The 13,934-nt window shown below is 61.4% G+C and carries 10 protein-coding genes; 2 read left to right on the top strand and 8 right to left on the bottom strand.

Features of this window, described 5'->3' with window-relative positions:
- Nucleotides 1-7 precede the first annotated feature (7 nt).
- The 8 genes from KI811_RS15415 to rnr all read right to left on the bottom strand — a co-directional run bounded on the left by KI811_RS15415 (nt 8) and on the right by rnr (nt 10,993).
- Nucleotides 8-1,105 carry a type IV pilus twitching motility protein PilT gene (locus KI811_RS15415; RefSeq protein ID WP_214187367.1) on the bottom strand — a complete coding sequence of 366 codons (1,098 nt, stop codon included), beginning with the start codon at nt 1,103-1,105 and terminating at the stop codon, nt 8-10.
- 139 nt (nt 1,106-1,244) lie between these two features.
- On the bottom strand, nt 1,245-2,951 hold the full coding sequence (gene pilB / locus KI811_RS15410) for a type IV-A pilus assembly ATPase PilB (RefSeq protein ID WP_214187366.1): 1,707 nt from the start codon (nt 2,949-2,951) through the stop codon (nt 1,245-1,247).
- 63 nt (nt 2,952-3,014) lie between these two features.
- Nucleotides 3,015-3,875: a shikimate dehydrogenase gene (gene aroE, locus KI811_RS15405; RefSeq protein WP_214187365.1), complete on the bottom strand. Its 861-nt coding sequence runs from the start codon at nt 3,873-3,875 to the stop codon at nt 3,015-3,017.
- A 3-nt stretch (nt 3,876-3,878) separates the two neighbouring features.
- Nucleotides 3,879-5,738: a glycosyltransferase family 117 protein gene (locus KI811_RS15400; RefSeq protein ID WP_214187424.1), complete on the bottom strand. Its 1,860-nt coding sequence runs from the start codon at nt 5,736-5,738 to the stop codon at nt 3,879-3,881.
- Between the two features lie 2 nt (nt 5,739-5,740).
- Nucleotides 5,741-6,775: a lysylphosphatidylglycerol synthase transmembrane domain-containing protein gene (locus tag KI811_RS15395; RefSeq protein WP_214187364.1), complete on the bottom strand. Its 1,035-nt coding sequence runs from the start codon at nt 6,773-6,775 to the stop codon at nt 5,741-5,743.
- Complete coding sequence (locus tag KI811_RS15390; protein WP_214187363.1) at nt 6,772-7,743, bottom strand: bifunctional riboflavin kinase/FAD synthetase; 972 nt, start codon at nt 7,741-7,743, stop codon at nt 6,772-6,774. Before KI811_RS15390 ends, KI811_RS15395 begins: the two co-directional genes overlap by 4 nt.
- Before the next feature lie 9 nt (nt 7,744-7,752).
- On the bottom strand, nt 7,753-8,613 hold the full coding sequence (gene tatC / locus KI811_RS15385) for a twin-arginine translocase subunit TatC (protein ID WP_214187362.1): 861 nt from the start codon (nt 8,611-8,613) through the stop codon (nt 7,753-7,755).
- Between the two features lie 76 nt (nt 8,614-8,689).
- Entirely contained in the window at nt 8,690-10,993 is a 2,304-nt protein-coding gene (gene rnr / locus KI811_RS15380; RefSeq protein ID WP_214187361.1) for a ribonuclease R, read from the bottom strand.
- Between the two features lie 262 nt (nt 10,994-11,255).
- Here rnr and KI811_RS15375 point away from each other — a divergent pair, with 262 nt between their 5' ends.
- On the top strand, nt 11,256-13,394 hold the full coding sequence (locus KI811_RS15375; RefSeq protein WP_214187360.1) for a lytic transglycosylase domain-containing protein: 2,139 nt from the start codon (nt 11,256-11,258) through the stop codon (nt 13,392-13,394).
- Nucleotides 13,395-13,511: 117 nt separating this feature from the next.
- Nucleotides 13,512-13,925 (top strand): MarR family winged helix-turn-helix transcriptional regulator, encoded by a 414-nt coding sequence (locus tag KI811_RS15370; protein ID WP_214187359.1) that lies wholly within the window; start codon nt 13,512-13,514, stop codon nt 13,923-13,925.
- Nucleotides 13,926-13,934: the final 9 nt, after the last annotated feature.

Genomic DNA, 13,934 nt, shown 5'->3' with positions numbered 1-13,934 from the left:
ATCCTGTTTATCTCATGGGGGGGCGCGGCGCCTGGGGCCGCACGCCGCTGGTGAGCATCTGCTTGAGCTCGTCGGGGTCCGGCGAGCGTCCCATGCCGACGTCCATGGTGATGTGACGCTTCTGCAACAGGCCGTACAGACACTGGTTCATGGTCAGCATGCCGAACTTCTCCTGCCCCACCTGCATCTGGGAGTAGATCTGATGGATCTTGTCCTCGCGGATGAGGTTGCGGATGGCCGGGTTCGGCACCATGACCTCGATAGCGAGCACCCGCCCGTTGCCGCTGGCCTTGGGAAGAAGGGTCTGGGAGAGAACCCCCTCGAGGACAAAGGAGAGTTGGGCGCGAACTTGGGGTTGCTGGTAGGAAGGGAATACATCCACGATCCGGTTGATGGTCTGGACCGCCGAGTTCGTGTGGAGGGTGGCGAAGCAGAGGTGGCCGGTTTCGGCCAGGGTCAGGGCCGCCTCAATGGTCTCCAGGTCACGGAGCTCCCCCACGAGGACCACGTCCGGGTCCTGGCGGAGGATGTACTTGAGGGCGTTCTTGAAGCTCTTGGTGTCGGCCCCCACCTCCCGCTGGTTCACCACGCAGCTCTTGTGGGGGTGGAGGTACTCGATGGGGTCCTCGACGGTGACGATGTGCTCGTGACGGTCGGTGTTGATCTTGTCGATAATGGCGGCCAGAGTCGTGGACTTGCCGCTCCCCGTCGGGCCGGTGACGAGGACAAGGCCCCGGGGCTTCTCGGCCAACTCCCTCACCACCGGCGGGAGCCCCAGTTCCTCGAAGGAGAGGATCTTGTAGGGAATGACCCGAAACACCCCGGCCACGGCTCCCCGCTGGACAAAAACGTTACCTCTGAAACGTGACAGACCCTTGATGCCGAAGGAGAGGTCCAGCTCGTTGTTTTCCTCGAACTTGTGTTTCTGCTGCTCGGTAAGGATGCTGTAGCAAAGCTGTTTCGTATCGACCGCATTCAGGGGCGGCATGTCGAGGGGAAGCAGTTTCCCGTCAATCCTAATCTGGGGAGGAGAGTTGGTGGTGAGATGGAGGTCTGATCCCCCGCGATTGACGAGCTCCGTGAGGAGTTGGTGCATGTTGGCCATTATAATATTCTCCATTCCACAATGTCAGATTTGAGATGAGCACAAGGCGGCGAGGTTGAGGCTCCGGAGGCGTACTGAGAGTACGCTGAGGAAGCCGAGACCAAGCCAACGCCGTGATCGCTCAAATATGACATTGTGTTTAATCGTCGGCCACGGTGACCCGCAGCACTTCCTCAAAGGACGTAACGCCCTCTTTCAGCTTGGTGAGCCCCGACTGGCGCATGGTCTTGATCCCGAGCCGCATGGACTCCCGCTTGATCTCCGCGGTATTGGCGCCGTTCAGGATCAGCTCCCGGATCTCCTCTAGCATCGGCATGACCTGGTAGAAGCCGACCCGTCCCTTATAGCCGGTGTTGTTGCACTTGGCGCAGCCGGTCCCCTTGTAGCAAACGTAGCCCGGCGCCTCGTCGGGGGAGACGCCGGCATCGATAAGGGCCTGGATCGGGATCTCTTCCGGCTGCTTGCACTCGGAGCAGACCCGACGGGCAAGGCGCTGGGCGGTGATGATGTTCACGGCCGAAGCCACCAGGAACGGTTCAACCCCCATGTTGAGGAGGCGGTTAATGGTGGCGGGCGCATCATTGGTATGGAGCGTCGACAGGACCAGGTGCCCGGTGAGGGCCGCCTTGATGGCGATCTCGGCGGTCTCGAAGTCCCGAATCTCGCCGATCATGATGATGTCGGGGTCTTGGCGCAGGAAGGAGCGGAGGGCGGCAGCGAAGTTAAGGCCGATATCCTCGTGCATCTGCACCTGGTTGATGCCGGCGAAGTTGAATTCAACCGGGTCTTCGGCGGTGGAGATGTTCTCGGTGGTCTTGTTGAGCTCTCCCAGGGCCGAATAGAGGGAGACCGTCTTGCCGCTTCCCGTGGGGCCGGTGACGAGCACCATGCCGAAGGGCTTGTGAATCGCCTCCTTAAAATGGTGCAGGGCGTCGGGCTCGTAGCCGAGCTTGGTCATGTCCAGCTGAAGGTTGGACTTGTCCAGGAGCCGCAGGACCACCTTCTCCCCGAAGAGGGTCGGAAGAACCGAGACCCGGTAGTCCATGTCCTGACCGCCGCCGAGCTTGATCTTGATCCGGCCGTCCTGGGGAAGGCGCCGTTCGGCGATGTCCAGCTCGGCCATGATCTTGATCCGGGAGGTGATCGCGTTCTTGAGCTTCAGGGGGGGCTTCATCACCTCGTAGAGGACCCCGTCAATCCGGTAACGGACCCGGAACGACCGCTCGTAGGGCTCGATATGGATATCGCTGGCCTTGCGCTTGATGGCGTCGGTCAGGATCAGGTTCACGAGCTTCACGACCGGCGCATCCTCGGTGGCCCGCTCCAGGGACGAGACATCCACCTCGTCGTCGGTGTCGATCACCTCGAGATCGTCCATCTCCAAGTCGCCCATGACATCGGCCAGAGACGCGGACTGGTCGTAGTACTTGTCGATGGCCGCCTTGATGGCCGACTCGGAGGCCACCACCACCTCCACGTTGTAGCCGGTCATGAACTTGATGTCGTCGATGGCGAAGATGTTGGAGGGGTCGGCCATGGCGATGATCAGGGTGGAACCGGCCCTGTTCACCGGGACGATCTGGTACTTCTGGGCCACGTCAGCGGGAATGATCTTGACGACTGCCTGTTCAGCCTCGAATTCACTCAGGTTGATGGAGGGGACACCGTACTGCTTGGAAAGGAACGAGGTAAGATCAGGTTCGGAGATGAGACCGTTCTTGATGAGAATGGAGCCGAGGCGCTGCTGGCCGTCTGCGCTCTTCTGCTCCTCAAGGGCCTTGGCGAGCTGCTCTTTGGTGATGACGTTATTTCGAACCAGGAGTTCTCCCAGTCTGCTGGCCTGCATAGTTTCTCCGCGGAAAAAGTCGCCGTAATGGTAGGGTGGCAAAACCCCAATGTCAAGAAGTGGTTAGCGCTTCAGGGCTGCCAGAACACGTCTCCTCATGACGCCGGGTGGCGGCTCCATACCGGTCCAGATGGCAAGGGCGCACTCACCCTGTGCCACAAGCATGCCGATCCCGTTGGCGCACCGCCTCCCCGCCCGGGATGCCTCGGCAAGAAGCGGTGTTTCCCAGGGGGCATAGACCATGTCGTACACGGAAGCAGCCGGGTTCATGCGCGAGATGTCGAGCCCCCCGAAGGCGGTTTCCCCCATCCCCACGGACGTGGTATTGACGAGCAAGTCAAAATTTTGGACCTCTGCATTGATCAGGGGGATATCGAGAGGCATCGCAGCAAATTGCGTGCCGCCAAACACACCACGAAACGCCGCAACCAGTTCCTCCCCCCTGGCCACGCTCCGGTTGGCAATCATGACGGTCGCGGCCCCTTCCCGGGCCAGTGATGCCACGGCGGCCCGGGCCGCCCCACCCGCCCCCAGAACGAGGATGCGCCTCCCGGCCGGGACAAACCCGAGGTCTTCCGCCAGGGACCGGATGAAGCCCTCCCCGTCGGTATTGTATCCCACGAGCTCGTCCCCTTCCCGTTTCACCGTGTTGACCGCCCCCATGAGGCGCGCCTCGGGGGTAATCCGGTCAATAAGGGGAATGATGGCGGTCTTGTGGGGGATGGTCACGTTGAATCCGGCAACGCCAAGGGTTCTGAGTCCCGCCACGGCACTGGTGAGGTCTTCCGGGCGCACGGCGAAGGGAACGTAGATCCAGTCGAGCCCCATGGCCTCCAGGGCGGCGTTCTGCATGAGCGGCGACAGGGAATGGGCCACCGGCCAGCCGATAATGCCAAGCACCCGTGTCTTTCCCGTGATATCCATGGGTCACCTCACCCCGTACGTGCCGAGCATCTGCTCCACCTGCCCCCTCAGTTCGGGCGCAATGGCGGCGGCCAGGCGCAGTTCTTCCGCCCCCTGGGCGCGGTATCCCGTCCGCAGCAAAGTCTCTCCACCCTCAAGCCTTGCCATGGCATAGATCAGGATCGCCTTCCCCGTGTCGAGGTCCCGGAACCCCATCTGGCTTGTGTAGCCCCGGCTGCTGTAGAGGCCCCAGACAGAGAGGTCAGGGGGGTAGACCGTATCCTTCCCTCCCTGGATCAGGTGGTAGGCAATCCCCCGCTGCTGCATGCCGTACTCGGCAAAGGGGAGCGAGTAGCGGGTGGAGAAATCGATAAAGACCGGCCGGCGACCGATCTGTTCGGCCACCGCCATCTTCAGGGCCGACTCGGCCGATTGGGCGGATTCGGGCACTGCCCTCAGCATGCTTTGGCTGAAGAGGTGGGGAAAAGCGTCCAGATACCACCGGAAGACCAGGTGTGGCGTGTGGAGCAGATCCAGGTCCTCACGCATCCGTTCGACCCCCTGGAGGTACCAGAGAGGAAAGGCGCCGCTGTCCCCCCAAGTGAATAGAGCGGTGTATTGGGGGAGAGACCTGAAGGTATTTGTGGCGTAGTCAAATGCCACATAATTGTCGTGCTGGTCGTTCTCGTAGTAGTTGAGGGCGCAGATGGTCCCGGGGAGCATCAGGGTAAAAACCAGGACGAGCACCTTTATCGGCATCGACGTCAATTTTTCGACTTGAATACTGTCGAGGGCCCGCCGCAGAAGCCAGAACAGCCCCACCCCGATGAAAACGGCTGAGAGAAGATAGAGAGGGGTGAAAAACTCTTCGGTAAGGAAGATCAGGTCAGACGGAGTGTTGAAGTAGCCGACGATGACAAGAAGCGATGTGACTACACCGAGGAGGTAGGCGATCACCTCGTCGCGACGCCTCCGGAGACTCACCGCAAGCCCCAGCGTCAAAAACCCGACACCCACCCAGGTAAACTCAAGCGGCACGTTGAAGGCACTTGTCTGCTGCCAGAGAAGCGCCAGATCCCGCACCGGCGGCTCGCTGGGGTATCCCTTGCGGAGCAGGTTCCAGAGGAACTGGTCGAGGGTCCGGGGGTCTCCCCAGTTGAGGAGAGGATTCTTCAGGGCGCGAATCGGCATGTGGAGCTGGATGGCAAAGCCGAGCAGGCCGAAGGCGACGGCAATGACAAACTCCTTTACCCGCCCCAGGAGCCGCCAATCCTTGGAGATGATGAGCCAGGCAAAGGCCGGCAGCATGAGGACGATGGTCTGGTGGGCGCCGGTGGCGAGACCGCAGAGGAATGCCCCGAGATAAACGTAGTGGGGGCATTCCTCCCCCTCGTCGTAGCGGGCCCGGAAACGGAGGAGCGCCCAGAAGACCACGGCGACGATGAAAGAAACCAGGGGATAGGGTTTGTCATGGTTCGACTGGAGCCAGAGCCGGGCCGAGAAGGCAAAAGCCAGGGCCGCGGCAAGGGCGCATCCCCTTGCAACGTAGCGCGGCATCGCAGCGCCGTCGGCATCCCCGCAGGGAAGCATGGCCAGCACCAGAAGATACGCTCCATAGCAGGCCGCCGCCGCCGAGACCGCCGTGGCGATATTGACCCGGAAGGCGATGTTCCCGAAGGGGAGCCAGGTGAAGGGCTTGGCGTAGTTGACGAAGAAGGGATAGCCCGGCGAATGGGCGGTGCCGAGGGAATGGATGGCGGTGATGAATTCGCCGCTGTCGAAGAAGGTGACCGACGGGGCGAGGGTCAGGAGGTAGATGGCGAGCGGCAGGGTCACCGCCAACACGGCAAAGGGATCAACCCTCTTGAGAATGGAAGAGAGCATCGTCACGGTCCCTCCGCGTGCGGATTCCGGTCAAGGGCCCTCTTGCCGAGGGCGCCGAGCGACAGGTTCTCCCGCCAGAGACAGGCAAGTCCCACAACGATGACGGGGAAAAAATTGATTCCATGGATGACAATGGCCACGCTCAAGGCCATCCCCCTCGGGACCCCCAGGGCGAGTAGTCCGTACACGCACGCGGCGTGGTAGGTCCCCACGAAACCGGGAGAGGCCGGAACCATGACCGCAAAAACGAGGAGAACCATGATAAAGAGCGAAACAGGGATGGGAAAATCCAGCCCGAAGGCCTTGAGCACGCAATGGATAGGGAAAACCGCGAACCCCCAGATGACGAGTGACGAGGCCACAAGAGCCAGCCGCTCCCTCCAGTGGGGGGTAATTCTCGCCCCGTCGATGAACGCCCCGAGAAACGGGATGACCTTCTCGGCGATTTTACCGGGAAAAGGCCTCAGAAGGCTCTCCAGGAGCCGGATGGTCCCCATGGTGTTCCGCCGCAGGAGAACCAGGAAAACCACAACCGCCAGGTACAGCCCGAGGGTTATGTACCCCCCCGCCACGAGTCCCTGCTGGGCCGCTTCGCTCCCCGGCGGAAGACGCAGGGTGAAAACGGCCGTCACCAGAAGAAGAAGCACCGTGAAGCCGTCGGCCAGCCGGTCGATGACCAGGGTCGCCACCACTGCCCCGGTATCGATCCCCTCCCGCTCACCAAGGACGTAGGCCCGTACCAGTTCCCCCAGCCGGGCTGGAAGGAGGTTGTTGGCCATGTACCCGATGAGGGTTGCGGAGACAAGATTCGGGAAGGAGGTCTGCTTGAGGGGTGAGAGGAGGTACTTCCAGCGGACCGCCCTCATGAGGTAGCTAAGGAAGGTACATACCACGGCGGGGATAAGCCAGACTCCGTTAATCCCGCGGAAGGCCCTAAGGAGTTCCGAAGGGTCGACGGAACGAAAAAGGAGTGCCAGCAGGGCAAGACTGATCGCTATCCCGAGCCAGAGGCGTTTGTCGCCGGAGAGAGCGCTCACGGAGCTTCCTCTGCCAGATATTCCTGGTACTCAATAATGGAAACGCCACGCAGGATCTCCCGGCACCGCGCCACGTCGCGGGCGATGGCCTCCTGGAGGGCCTGGGGATTGGGAAACGTCATCTCGTCCCTGAGCCGGTCCACGAAGTAGAGCCGCACCTCGCGGCCATAGATGTCCCCGTCGAATTCGAAGATGAACACCTCGATGGAGAGGCTTCCGTTGCCGAAGGTGGGGTTGTCGCCGATATTGCACGCCCCGTCGTAGGTGGCGTCATCGTCAACCTTCACCTTCACGGCGTAGACGCCGGGTTTGGGAATCAGCTCTTTGTCGGTCTGGAGGTTTGCGGTGGGGAACCCGAGCCCCTTCCCCCGCTGCCGACCATGAACGACGGTGCCACCCACGGAGAAATGGCGGCCGAGGAGCCGCACCACCCCCCGAACGTCTCCCTCGGCGATCATGCGCCGCACGGCCGTGCTGCTGTAGACAAGCTCTCCCGAGGCTATCGGTTCGAGCACGTCCACCGTAAACCCTAGTTCATCCCCCATGCGACGGAGCATCGCCACATCTCCCTGGCGATTCTTGCCGAAGGCGTAGTCGTAGCCGATGATGAGTTTGCGGACCCCGATGGTCCCCACGAGAATATCCCGCACGAACTGCTCGGCGCCGATGGCGGCAAACTCCGCTGTAAAGGGGATTATCAGGAGGTAGTCGATCCCCGACGCCTCCAGGAGGATTTCCTTCTCGGCATAGGTATTGATGAGACGAAACTCTTTCTTCACTCCCAGCATCTTTATGGGGTGGGGAACAAAGGTAATGACCAGAGATACGCCCCCAAGGGCCGCCGCCTCCCGCTTCACCCGTCGGAAGATCTCCCGGTGCCCCAGGTGGACGCCGTCGAAGTTGCCGATGGTCACCACGGCATTGGGCAGTTTTTCCGTTATTTCCTCAATATGCCTGAATATGTGCATGGCTTCGCGCTACTCCCCCTCTCCGCCGACCTCGGCCTCTGCCGGGGCAGGCTTTCTCTTGCCGAAAAGGAATACGAGCCAGACACCGATCTCATACATCCCGTAGAGAGGAACCATGATGACGAACATGGTAATGAGGTCCGCATGGAACGCGGCGACGATGGAACTGGCCAGAAGCGCATAGCGCCGGTTTCGGGCCAGAAAGGGATAGGTCACGACCCCGAAGCGGGACAACAGGAGCAGCAGGACGGGAAGGTCGAAAATGAGGCCGAACAGCAGAATGAGCCTAAGACAGAAGTTCACATAGGCGCTCATATTGAAAAGGCTGTTGAGCCCCTCGGCCTCGTAGGAGAGAGAGAAGTTGATGATGACCGGCCAGATGATCACCAGGAAAAAGAGCGCCCCGACGCAGAAGCTGATGGAGCTCACCGTCACGAAGGGGACCACCAGCCGCTTCTCCTTACGGGTGAGTCCCGGCGCGATGAAGAGCCAGAGCTGGTAAAAGACGATGGGAAGCGCCAGGATGAAGCCGGCGATGATCGATATCTTGCACTGGACGAAGAAGGGTTCTAGGGGCGCGCTGTAGTTGAGCTTGCGCTCCTTGGGAGCGGCATCCACCTCTTTGCCCAGGTTGAACTGCTGGTAGGCGGCGGGCCACCGCTTCCCCACCTCCTGATAGACCTGCTTCTTGATGTCGGTCAGGTAGGTCTTGCCGGTGATCGGCTTGGTGACGAAGTGGAGGACATCGCCGGAGATGTTCCAGGCGACCCCCATGCCGATGATGACAGCAATGATTATGATGATGAGCCGCTTGCGGAGCTCGGTCAGGTGCTCCAGAAACGGCAGGACTTTCCCGTTTTCTTCAGTCATTATTACTCTATCCCTGTGAAACGAAAGTAAATCCGGTCAAGACTAGCACAGCACCGCGAAACCGCGCAACACTCTTTCACCGGCGCCTTCCGCGGCCTCCCCCACCCTTGCCGCCCCCCTTCTTGCTCCCCCTGCTGTCCACTTTCTTCCCGCCCTGCGCCTGCTTTCGGCGCTCCTCCAGAACCCGGGGGCGCTTCCCTGTGACGGGAATCCGCGGGTACTCCTCGGACCCGGGCGGCGACGAGGCGCCGGGACGCCGTTCGTGGAGTCCGGCCAGCACGAACTCGATCTGTCTCTTCTCGATGCTCACCCCTGCCACGGTCACCCGCACCTTATCGCCGATGCGATAGGTCTCCTTGAGCCGCTCACCCACCAGGGCGTGCTGCTTCTCCAGATAGCGGTAGAAATCGTCACCCATGGTGGATATGTGGACCATACCCTCCACGAAAATCTCCGCCAGTTCCACGAAGAGGCCGAAGGAGGTCACGCCGGTGATGTAACCGTCGAACTCCTCCCCGATCTTCTCCCGCATAAACTGGGCCTTCTTGAGGGCAACGATCTCCCGCTCCGCCTCCATGGCGACCCGCTCCCGCCGGCTCGTCTGCTCCGCCGTTTCGGGGAGGGTCGTCTCCAGCCGCTCGATCTCCTTCTCGGTCATCTTCCCGGCCAGGAGCGCCTTGAGAATTCGGTGGACAACCAGATCGGGGTAACGACGGATGGGGGACGTGAAGTGGGTGTAACAGCGGGCCGCAAGCCCGAAATGCCCCAGGTTCTCGTGGCTGTAACGGGCCTGCTTCATGCACCGCAGGAGCACCTGGTTGATCATCCGTTCCTCCGGCGTCCCCTCGGTCTCCACCAGAAGCCGCTGGATCTCCGCCGGCTCCACCCGGTCCTCCTCCATCCGGAAGTGGAAACCGAAATTGAAGATGAACTCCTGGAAGTCGATGAGCTTTGCCGGGTCGGGGGGTTCGTGGACCCGGTAGAGGGAGGGGATTCCCTTTGCCTCGATGTGGGATGCCACCGCCTCGTTGGCGGCCAGCATGAACTCCTCGATGATCCGGTGGGCCAGGTTCCGCTCGGCCTGGACGATGTCGATGGTCTCCCCCTGGAGATCGAGGATGATCTGGGGCTCGGGCAGGTCGAAGTCGATGCTGCCCCGCTTACGCCGTTTCTCGGTCAGGCTCTGGGCCAGTTCCCGCATGATTTCCAGATGGGGAACCAGCTCATGGTGGGCTGCTATTGCCTCGGCATCGCCGTCCACGAGAATCTTTTTTACAATGGTGTAGGTGAGCCGGGCGTCGCTTCGGATCACGCTGGGGTAGAAGGCGGCCTCCTTCATGGTGCCGCTACGGGTAAATACCATCTCCGCCGTCATGGTGAGCCGCTCCACCCGGGGGTTCAGGGAGCAGATGCCATTGGAAAGCTCCTCGGGGAGCATGGGGATGCAGCGGTCGGGAAAATAGACCGAGGTCCCCCTCAGGTACGCCTCCCGGTCCAGGGGCGCCTCGGGCTTCACGTAGTGGGAAACGTCGGCGATGGAGACCCAGAGGCGGATGTTCCCTCCCCGCTCCTTCCGGACCGCCACGGCGTCGTCGAAGTCCCGGGCCGTCTCGCCGTCGATGGTGACGGTCACGATCTCCCGGAGATCGGTCCGCCCCTTCAGATCCTTCTCTCCGATTGCCTGGGGCACAGCCCGGGCCTCGTCCAGGACATCGGCGGGGAATTCGAAGGGGAGCCCGTGCTTGACAATGATGGTCCGGACTTCCACCTCCGGGTCTTCAGACCACCCAAGGACCTCAACGATGCGCCCCTCGGGCCTGCGCTTCTCCGTTGGGTAGGCGGTGATCTCGGCCACGACCGTCTGCCCCCCCTTGGCCCGGCCAATCCCCTGCTGGGAAATGACGATCTGCTGGCTGATGCGGGTTTCATCGGGAACCACGATACCAAACCCTTTGAGCTGCTCGAACCGCCCCACGACACGGGTTTGCCCCCGCGTCACGGTCCGCACGATCCGCCCCTCCTTTTTGCCGCCGGCCTTGAAGGTCTCGACCCGCACCTCCACCGTGTCGCCGTGCATACTCCCGGCAAGGGCCCGGGCCGGGATATAGACGTCGTCCCCTCCCCCTTCGGGAATGACGAAACCGTAGCCGTCGGGATGGCACGAAAGGCGGCCGGTCACGAGATTCTCCCCATCCGCAAGGGCGTAGCGGTTCCCCTTGAAACGAACGAGATGCCCCTCGGACACGAGCCGGTCCACAAAATCCTTGAAGCCTTTCCGCTCCCCCTTGGTTACCCCGAAAGCCTGCATCAAATCCCGAAAGGGGATAGAGCCTCCGCGCTCGCGGATCACCGCCTGCACTGTTTCCCGATTCCGTTTCATGATCAGTCCTTTCCCCATTGCCCATTGCACCGGGCTACTATGCACACGGCCACGGCGAGTGTCAATCCGTATACGTGCGGGTGACCCTCCCCTTGCTTCCCGACAAATAGCAGTCTAGTGCACATTACTGCCGGTTCGCGGTTGATTTTTTCAGTAGGGTGCAGGTACTATGGGTGCCAGACCCTGGTCCGGCGCCATGCGGCCGACTTTTTGCTTCCCGAAATACTATCCGTTTACTTTTATTCACGAAGGTCCGATACCCATGCTTGACCGCTTGCTACTTGCCACGGCCCTGCTCCTCTGTCTGGCTGTTTCCGCCTCATCCCAGAACCTTAGCCCATCACTCGACGAGAAACTCGCCAAGGCTGCCCTGCGTCTCAAACTCAAGGACAGCCGTGGAGCGCTGGACAACGCCATGGACGCAACCGAGTCTCCTGAAAGAAACCTGATTGCCGGAGTTGCCGCATACCGTCTCGAAGAGTGGGTCAAGGCCGCCGAACTGCTCGGCAAGGCGGCAAAGGAACTCCCCCTCCTGGCCGACTATTGCCTCTTCTGGCAGGCTGATGCCCTTTATCATACCGCACGCTACGACGAGGCACTTGAAGCTGCGAAGCGACTGCTCCACGACAGGCCCGAGAGCCCCCTCGTCCGGCGGACACGGAGGCTCCAGGCCGATATTCTCTTTGCCCGCGGTGACCTGAAAGAGGCCCAGGCCGTCTATATCCGGTTCGTGGAAAGCTACCCTTCGGGTGGGGATTCCCTCACCGCCATGTACCAGGCAGCCCGCTGCCGCGAGGGACTCGGCGAGAAGGCAAAAGCGGTCCAGGAGCTGAGAAACCTCTGGCTCGCCTACCCTGCCTCGCCGGTGGCCGAGGACGCCGAAGAGTCCATGCGCCAACTGGAACGCCAAGGATTCCCGGCTTCGCCGTACACCGCCGACGAGCTGTTCCGGAGGGCAAGCACCCTTTACAATCTTGGCCGGTACCAGCAGGCCGTCAAGGCCTTTGACGCAATCCCCCTGGCAAACCAGTCTGCCGACTTCACTGCCCGGGTCGCGTTCAAGAGCGGCCAGGCCCTTTACAAGGCCCGCCGCCGCAAGGATGCCGAACGGACCTTTGCCCGGCTTTTGGAACGTGAGCTGAAACCGGCCCTGGCCGAGGAGTCCCGGTTCTGGCATGCAAAGTCCCTTGAGGGGATCGGAAAGAGCGAAGACGCCATCAATGCCTATCTCAAGATAACAGAAGCCTCTCCGCGGGGAGAGCTGGCCGACGAGGCGCTCCTGGAAGCAGCGTTCATCCGCAAATTCCAGGGCCGCTACCAGGACGAGCATTTCCTCCTCGACCGGCTCCTGTCCGTCACCACCGATGCAAAGCTGCGGCAACGTGCCACCTGGGAAAATGCCTGGGCCCTCTACGGGACGAAAGACTTCCGGGGGGCAGCAGAAGCATTCAAGTCGCTCCAGACCATCCATGACTACCGCGAGCGGGCCCTCTACTGGCATGGCCGCGCCCTCGAAGGGTCAGGAGACAAGGAGGGGTCCGCAGTCTCCCTTGCCCGGGTCATGGAGGAGTACCCCCTCTCTTTCTACGGCCACCAGGCCCGTGCAGCGCTGAATACCAGCGAGGAAACTCCGTCCTTGGCGGCTGAACCGGCTGCGCTGTCACTGCCGATGCCTGCCGGATACGAGCGGATAAAGCTCCTTATCACCGTCGGACTCCACGACGAGGCCCGGAAGGAGCTTGCTGCCGTCCGAAAGAAAAACGGTTCGAAGCAGAAGTCGCTCCTGGGACTGGCCCGCCTCTATCTGGAGATGGATGACTACAACGCGGCAGCGGCCATGTACCGGGACAACCTCCCCCGCCGGATTGACAGCGACTCCCTCACCCAGTGGGGCCTCCTCTATCCCAAGGCCTTCCGTGAAGCCGTGACTCGCCAGTCCAGCGACCAAGGTGTGGCGGAAGAGCTCGTCTACGGCGTCATCAGGGCGGAGAGCACCTACTCGCCAACCGTCGTCTCCCCCGTCGGCGCCGTGGGGCTCATGCAGCTCATGCCGGCCACCGCCAAGGCAATGGTGAACGGCAACGGCGCCAGCATCTCCACGCGCCTCACCGACCCCGGCTTCAACATCAGCCTCGGGGTGCGCCACTTGAAAGGATTACTCCAGCAGTACAACGGCAACACCGTGGCGGCCGTGGCTGCCTACAACGCAGGCTCCACACCCGTTGACCGCTGGCGCCGCACCCTCCCCTTCCAACGCGATGACGAGTTCATCGAAAACATCCCCTACTACGAAACCCGGGAGTACGTGAAGAAAGTTCTCGCCAATGCGCAGATGTACCGCACCCTCTACCGGCCCAGTCATACCAAGGAGTCAGAAGCCAGGATTCAGAAGTCAGAATAACCCCCCTTCTTTTCAGGCTAATTCTGACTCCTGAATTCTGACTCCTTCTTTCCCCCGATTGACAGCACACTGATTATCGGTATAATGCCTCCGATTTTCGGCGCACAGAGGTGTTCCATGTACGATATCGAAAACAGCATCGGTTTCCTCCTCGCCAAGGTCTACCAACGGGGGTTCGGGCTCTTCAAGGAACAGCTCGACAGCTACGGCCTGACCCCAAAGCAGTTTAGCCTCCTCGCCTTTCTCTGGATCGAGGACGACCTCTCCCAGACCAGCCTCTCCCATAAAACCCAGGTGGACCGGACCACCATCGGCGGACTCATCGACCGTCTCGAAAAACTCGGCCTTGTAAAGCGACTTCCCACACCTGAGGATCGAAGGGCCTACCGCATCTGCCTCACCGAAAGGGGACGAGAACTTGAGAAGGAACTCTGCGGTCTCGCCGCCCGTGTCACGGAAAAGTTCCTTTCACCCCTCACCGCCGAGGAACAGACCGTCCTGCGCTCAACCCTCAAGAAACTGCGCCAGTAACGGAGGATT

The sequence above is a fragment of the Geobacter hydrogenophilus genome, from assembly GCF_018501225.1.
GTDB lineage: Bacteria > Desulfobacterota > Desulfuromonadia > Geobacterales > Geobacteraceae > Geobacter > Geobacter hydrogenophilus.
Note: the sequence above shows the minus strand (reverse complement) of the source record. Positions and strands in the feature narration are given on the sequence as shown.

Coding starts and splice junctions, on each gene's coding strand:
- rnr (WP_214187361.1), bottom strand. CDS start 10,993: ATGAAACGGAATCGGGAAACAGTGCAGGCGGTGATCCGCGAGCGCGGA.
- KI811_RS15400 (WP_214187424.1), bottom strand. CDS start 5,738: ATGCTCTCTTCCATTCTCAAGAGGGTTGATCCCTTTGCCGTGTTGGCG.
- KI811_RS15390 (WP_214187363.1), bottom strand. CDS start 7,743: ATGCACATATTCAGGCATATTGAGGAAATAACGGAAAAACTGCCCAAT.
- pilB (WP_214187366.1), bottom strand. CDS start 2,951: ATGCAGGCCAGCAGACTGGGAGAACTCCTGGTTCGAAATAACGTCATC.
- KI811_RS15370 (WP_214187359.1), top strand. CDS start 13,512: ATGTACGATATCGAAAACAGCATCGGTTTCCTCCTCGCCAAGGTCTAC.
- tatC (WP_214187362.1), bottom strand. CDS start 8,613: ATGACTGAAGAAAACGGGAAAGTCCTGCCGTTTCTGGAGCACCTGACC.
- KI811_RS15415 (WP_214187367.1), bottom strand. CDS start 1,105: ATGGCCAACATGCACCAACTCCTCACGGAGCTCGTCAATCGCGGGGGA.
- aroE (WP_214187365.1), bottom strand. CDS start 3,875: ATGGATATCACGGGAAAGACACGGGTGCTTGGCATTATCGGCTGGCCG.
- KI811_RS15375 (WP_214187360.1), top strand. CDS start 11,256: ATGCTTGACCGCTTGCTACTTGCCACGGCCCTGCTCCTCTGTCTGGCT.